The 6,368-nt window shown below is 71.8% G+C and carries 4 protein-coding genes; 2 read left to right on the top strand and 2 right to left on the bottom strand.

Annotation, left to right across the window (positions count from 1 at the left end):
• Positions 1–72: 72 nt before the first annotated feature.
• Together AB0D45_RS25890 and AB0D45_RS25885 are read right to left on the bottom strand one after the other, a co-directional pair.
• On the bottom strand, positions 73–1,362 hold the full coding sequence (locus AB0D45_RS25890) for a cytochrome P450 (RefSeq protein ID WP_362463126.1): 1,290 nt from the start codon (positions 1,360–1,362) through the stop codon (positions 73–75).
• Between the two features lie 76 nt (positions 1,363–1,438).
• Positions 1,439–2,611: a low temperature requirement protein A gene (locus tag AB0D45_RS25885; protein WP_362463123.1), complete on the bottom strand. Its 1,173-nt coding sequence runs from the start codon at positions 2,609–2,611 to the stop codon at positions 1,439–1,441.
• A gap of 329 nt (positions 2,612–2,940) precedes the next feature.
• On the opposite strand from AB0D45_RS25885, the gene AB0D45_RS25880 reads away from it, so the two are divergent.
• Together AB0D45_RS25880 and AB0D45_RS25875 are read left to right on the top strand one after the other, a co-directional pair.
• Positions 2,941–4,035 (top strand): MFS transporter, encoded by a 1,095-nt coding sequence (locus tag AB0D45_RS25880; protein WP_362463120.1) that lies wholly within the window; start codon positions 2,941–2,943, stop codon positions 4,033–4,035.
• Positions 4,032–6,362, top strand: a complete 2,331-nt coding sequence (locus tag AB0D45_RS25875) for a molybdopterin oxidoreductase family protein (protein WP_362463117.1) — start codon at positions 4,032–4,034, stop codon at positions 6,360–6,362. The genes AB0D45_RS25880 and AB0D45_RS25875 overlap by 4 nt, the downstream gene beginning before the upstream one ends.
• Positions 6,363–6,368 lie beyond the last annotated feature (6 nt).

The raw sequence follows: 6,368 nt of genomic DNA, 5'->3' as shown, positions 1-6,368 counted from the left end.
GGTGTGCGCCTCGATCAGCGGGTGGTGGCGGCGCACCTCGTTCCAGGCGATCCCCACCGCCGCGGCCGGCCGTCAGGGGCGTTCGAAGGCGAACCGCAGGGAACGGACCCGGTTGTCGAAGTTGGACCCCGCCAGATCGGGCAGGCCCACCGCGCGCAGGCCCACCGGCCGGGTGAGCAGCTCCCGGAACAGGGCCTTCATCTCCACCCGCGCCAGGTGCGCGCCCAGGCAGTAGTGCGGTCCGCCGCCGCCGAAACCCAGGTGCGGGTTGGGGGAGCGGGTGATGTCGAAGGCGTCCGGGTCGGGGAAGACCGCCTCGTCGCGGTTGGCGGAGGCGTAGTAGAGCACCACCTTGTCGCCGGGGCGGAACAGGCGCCCGCCCAGCACGTGTTCGGTGGTGACCGTCCGGCGGAACTGGATGATCGGCGTCGAGTGCCGGATCATCTCGTCCACCGCGCCGTCCGCGTACTTCTCGAAGTCCGAGAGCAGCAGGTCCCGTTGCTCGGGGAAGTCGGTCAGCAGGGTCAGCCCGTGGCTGATCGCGTTGCGGGTGGTCTCCACGCCCGCCACCATCAGCAGGCTGAAGAACGCGCCCAGCTGGCGGGCGCCGAGCGCCTGCCCGTCCACGTTCGCGCACACCAGGGCCGAGATCAGGTCGTCGGCCGGGTTCCTGCGCCGCTCCCGCCCGATGCCCGCGACCATCCGCTGCATCCGGGCCAGCGCCCGCAGCCCGCGCCCGGGCATCCGCAGCCGGGCCGCCAGGCCGCGCTCCACACCGATGTTCTCGGAGGCGTGGTTGACCCGGTCGGCGATCTCCGCGCGGTAGTGCTCCGGGATCCCCATCATGTTGCAGATGACCTCCAGGGGCAGCCGGGAGGACACCGCCGAGACGAACTCCTCGGGGTGCTCGGCGAGGACGTCGTCCACGATCCGGGCCGCGACCGCGTGGATGTCCGCCTCAGCCGCCGCCAGCAGCCGCGGCGTGAACGCCCGCTGCACGATCTTCCGCAGCTGCGCGTGGTCCGGGCCGTCCAGGTTGACCATGGAATCCCCGAACAGCGCCCGCACCCAGCGGGCCGGCTCCGGCGTCGTCACCCCGGGCGCGCTCGCGAACACCTTGGGCAGGCGGCTCGCCTCCTGCACGTCCGCGTGGCGTACGAGGGCCCAGTGGCCGCCGCCCTCGGGGACGAACACCGGGGCGTCCAGCGCCCGCAGCCGGGCGAACGCCGCGAGACGCTGGTCGGGGGGCCGCTGCCAGAAGCCCGGCTCGGCCAGCTCCGCGCCGGGGCCGGGGCCGGGGTTGCCGCCGTCGCCGTCCGTGTCGTCCGATCCGGTGCCGTGCCGTTGTGGGGGGAGTGTCATGGGGGCTGTCCCTTCCTGTCGCCGTTTCGCTGAGCTGCTGAACGGGTTCGGGGGCGCGGGAGTGACGGGCGCGGGCTCAGGCTTCGGCCCCGGCGCGGGCGGGATGCCCGCCGCGCACGGCGAGGGTCGTGCCGGCCGCCACGGTGGCCGTCGCCACCAGCCCCGCGTAGAGGACCGCGTACGAGCCCGCCCAGGTGCAGGCGAGGAGTGCCAGGGAGGCGAGCGGCAGCACCATCTGCTGTGCGGCGCCCCGCTTGAAGTGGCGGGAGTGCAGCAGCCACACCATCAGCAGGAACAGCGCCGCCGGGACCGTCACCGCGGCGTTCGCGGCGAACTGCGAGATGTGCGCCTTGCCCACCGCGTGCTCCACGGCGACCTCGATGCCCGCGCCGATCGCCGCACCCGAGGCGAAGATCAGCAGGTGGCCGTAACCCCACGGGATCGCCTCCCGGTTGGAGGTCAGCCGCTCGTGCATCGGCACCGCGAAGTAGATCCACCAGGCGGCGAAGACGATCAGCAGCCCGCCCGCGGCGATGGGCAGCAGCTCACCCAGTGCCTCGTGCTCGTCGAGGGCCGACTTCACCGCGACCGTGCTCGCCGCGATGGTCTCGCCCAGCACGATGATGGTGAACAGCCCGTACCGCTCCACGATGTGGTGCGCGTGCCAGGGCGTCTGGTGCCCGCGCTCGGCCAGCACCGGCACCGACAGCTCGGCCACGACCATCACCAGGAACAGCCACTGCTTCGACCCGTCCGGGGCGAACAGCAGCCCGACCCAGCCCGCCTGACAGATCACCAGGCCCGCCGCGTACTTCAGCGCCGCCGCACGCGCCTCACCGCTCTCCCCGGCCGCCGCGCGCAGCCACTGCGCCGTCAGCGCCACCCGCATGATCAGGTAGCCGATGACGGCCACCGTCCAGTCGCTCGCGTCGAACGCCCGGCTCACCCCGGCCGCGTAGACGAGGACGCCCGCGATCTGCACCAGCGTCGCGATCCGGTACGGCACGTCGTCGCAGTCGTAGGCGGAGGCGAACCACGTGAAGTTCATCCAGGCCCACCACACGCCGAAGAACACGAAGGCGTAGCCGATCACCCCGGTCCCCGGATGGCCCTCCGCCAGCGCGTGCACCAGCCGTGCCCCCGCCTGGGCGATCGCGACGACGAAGCAGAGGTCGAAGAACAGCTCCAGCGAGGTCGCCGTCCGGTGGCCCTCGTCACGGCTGCGGGCGGTCATCGGTACGTACGTCATACCGCCCAGCACACCAGGGCCCGGCCGACCGGCCCGCGAGGCGCGCGGCCCGCGGCGCCCGGGTAGCCCGGGCGGACTCGCCCCGCCGCCCCACCGCCCCGGCCCGACCAGGGGCGGGCGGCCGGCAGCCGGGACCTCTCCCCGCCCGCGGATGCCACCCCGGGCCTCCACGACACCCCGACGCCCACTGCCGGGCAGGCGGCCGACGCCAGGGCGGTCTTCGCGGCGCACGGGCTGCACGCCGTATGACCCGGCCAGCCCACCCGTTCGGACCAGCCGCAAGCGGTGCAAAACGGGCTGAATCGGCCTAGACCACCTAGCGTGGGGCTGTGTCCGAGCCCGCAGAAGTACTCGCCGCAGCCCCACCCCCCGGGCCGACCGAGACCCCGCCACCGGCCGGGCGGTCCGTCACCGCCCGGGCCACCGCGGCCGGCGCCGCCGTCTCCCTCCTGCTCATCGCCGCGATCGTGCTGGGCAGCCGCCTGCTGCGGGACTTCGACTCCGCCCTGCTGCCGTACGCCGTCGCCACCGTCTTCCTGGCCTTCGGCGTCGCCTACCGGTACACGACGTGGGTCTCCGCACCCGGCGCGCGCCGCCTCTTCACCAAGGGCTTCGACAGCTTCTTCTCGGCCGCCAACTTCAAGAAGGCACCCACCGCCCTGCCGAGGATGGCCGCCACCTACCTCGGCTTCCAGAAGTTCCTCGGAGCCCGCTCACGCGCCCGCTGGGCCGCGCACCAGCTCATCTTCTGGGGATGCCTGCTGGCCGCCGCCATCACCTTCCCGCTGACCTGGGGCTGGTTCACCTTCACCTCTGCCAGCGGCTCCGGCCCCGGCTACGAGATGCGGATCTGGGGCTTCAAGATCCTCGGCTTCGACTCGCTCGACGCCGTGGGCTGGCTGATGTTCCACGGCCTGGACATCGCCGCGGTCCTCGTCATCCCCGGAGCGTCGTACTTCCTGTGGCGCCGGATGAAGGACCGCGGCGCCATCACCGGCCAGCGCTTCGCCTACGACCTGCTCCCGCTGATCTGCCTCATCGTGATCTCGGTGACGGGGCTGCTGCTCACCTTCTCGTCGATCTTCCTGCACGGCGGCGGCTACGAGTTCCTGGCGATCCTGCACATGGTGTCGGTGGTCTTCACCCTCATCTACATCCCCTTCGGGAAGTTCTTCCACATCGTCCAGCGGCCGGCGGCGGTCGGCATGCAGCTGTTCAAGTACACCGCCCGCCAGGACGAGGAGATCTTCACCTGCAAGCGCTGCGGCGAACCCATCGACACCTCCCCGTACGTGGAGAACCTGCGCGGCACCATGCAGGACCTGCGACTCGACTTCGACGCCTTCGCCGAATACTGCCCCCGCTGCAAGCGGGTCCTGCGCGGCAACGCCTACCTGACCCACGTCAAGAAGGGCTTCAAGTGACCGCGACGGACCCCGCCAAGCCCGCGCCCCGGCCCCGACCCCTGCCCCTCGACCCGGCCATCGCCCCGCCCGGCACCCGCACCTTCCGCGACGCCGGCGGCATCCCCGCCGACCGGTGGCACGCCGACCAGAACGGCGAGACCCTGGTCCCCACCCACTGCTGCTTCTGCGGCGTGCAGTGCGGGATGTACCTGCGGGTCGACAGGGCAGGGAAGGTCTTCGGCGTCGAACCGCGCAACCACGACATCAACCGCATGCGGCTGTGCCCCAAGGGCATCAACGCCTACCAGCAGGTGAACCACCCCGACCGGCTCACCTCACCCTTGCTGCGCCGCTCCCGCGACGAGGAGTTCAAGGAGGCCTCCTGGGACGAGGCCCTGGACTTCACCGTCTCCGAGATCCGGCGCATCCAGAGCAGCCACGGCAATGACGCCGTCGGACTGCTCGGCGGCGCCAGCCTGTTCTCCGAGAAGACGTACCTCGTCGGCAAGTTCGGCCGGGTCGCGCTCAAGACCAGGCACGTCGACTACAACGGCCGCCTGTGCATGGTCAGCGCGGCCGGCGCCAACAAGCTCGCCTTCGGCATCGACCGCGCAGCCAGCCCCTTCGCCGACATCCTCCTCACCGACTGCCTGCTGATCGCCGGGTCGAACGTGGGGGAGTGCTTCCCGGTGATGACCCAGTACCTCTGGGGCGCCCGCGACCGGGGAGCGTCACTGATCGTCGTCGACCCGCGCGAGACGGCCGTCGCCCGCACCGCCGACGTCCACGTCGCCCTCAAGCCGGGCACCGACTCCGCCTTCTTCAACGCCGTGCTGCACGTGATCGTCGCCGAGGGCCTGACCGACGAGGCGTACCTCGCCGCCCACACCACCGGCTGGGACGAGGTCAAGCAGACCGTCCAGGCCTACCCGCCCGCCCGGTCCGCGGACATCTGTGGCATCCCCGCCGCACAGATCGTCCAGGTGGCCCGGATGTTCGGCGGCGCGGACAAGGCGATGGCCTTCCACGCGCGCGGGATCGAACACCACTCGCAGGGCGTCGAGAACTGCCTGTCCGTGATCAATCTGTGCGTCGCCACCGGAAACCTCGGCAGACCCGGAGCCGGCTACGGCACCATCACCGGTCAGGGCAACGGCCAGGGCGGACGCGAGCACGGCCAGAAGGCCGATCTCCTGCCCGGCGGCCGGTCCATCATGAACGAGGAGCACCGCCGCCAGATCTGCCGGATCTGGGGCATCGACGAGGCCGACCTCCCGCCCGCCGGCACCTCCATGATGGAGATGGTCTGGCAGATGCAGCGGCACGAGATCCGCGGCCTGATCGGCATCTGCAACAACCCGTTCGTCTCCCTCCCCAACTACGGCGAGGTCAGGCTCGGCTACGACGCCCTCGAGTTCCACGCACAGTTCGACTTCTTCCTCTCCGAGACCGCGGCCAACGCGCACGTGGTCTTCCCCGTCACCGTCTGGGCGGAGGACGAGGGAGTCATGGCCAACACCGAGGCGCGCGTCGTCAAGCACAACAAGGCCCAGGAGCCCCCCGCCGGGGTGCGCACCGACACCTGGGTGATGTGCGAACTCGCCCGGCGCCTCGGGGCGGGCGACAAGTTCGACTTCGCCGGCTCGCGCGAGGTGTTCGAGGAACTGCGCGTCGCCTCCGCCGGGACCGTCAACGACTACTACGGCATCACCTACGAGCGGCTCGAGACGACCGGCGGCATCGCCTGGCCCTGCCCCTCCACCGAACACCCCGGCACCCCGCGGCTGTTCGAGAACGGCCGGACGTACCACCCCGACGGCAAGGTCCACCTGCAGGCCGTGGAATGGCATCCGCCCATGGACGCCTACAGCGACGAGTTCCCCCTGTCCCTCACCACCGGCCGCACCGTCGCGCACTTCCTGTCCGGCAACCAGACCCGCCGCCTGGGCGCCCTCGTCGAACAGACCCCGCGCCCCTGGGTCGAGGTCCACCCCTCCCACGGCTTCCGCGACGGCGACCCCGTCCGGGTGGTCACCCGCCGCGGCAGTGAGGTCTTCCCGGCCCTGGTCACGGAGGCCATCAGGCCCGACACCGTCTTCATCCCCTACCACTGGCCCGTCCCGACGGCCGCGAACGCCCTCACCATCGACGCCCTCGACCCCCGCTCGAAGATCCCCGAGTACAAGGTCTGCGCCGCGCGGATCGAGGCGGCCGAGCGGATCGACGAGGTGCCCGCGCCGCCCACGGCCCCCGGCCGCGAGGCCTACCCGGAGACCCAGGTCTCCCGCACCGACCCCCTGCCGCCCACGGCCCCGCAGGGCCGCGGCACGGCGGAGAGGAGCTGACGCCGC

Origin of the sequence: Streptomyces sp. NPDC048352 (assembly GCF_040651895.1) — a bacterium.
Classification (GTDB): Bacteria; Actinomycetota; Actinomycetes; order Streptomycetales; family Streptomycetaceae; genus Streptomyces.
This window is presented reverse-complemented; position numbering and strand designations above follow the sequence as displayed.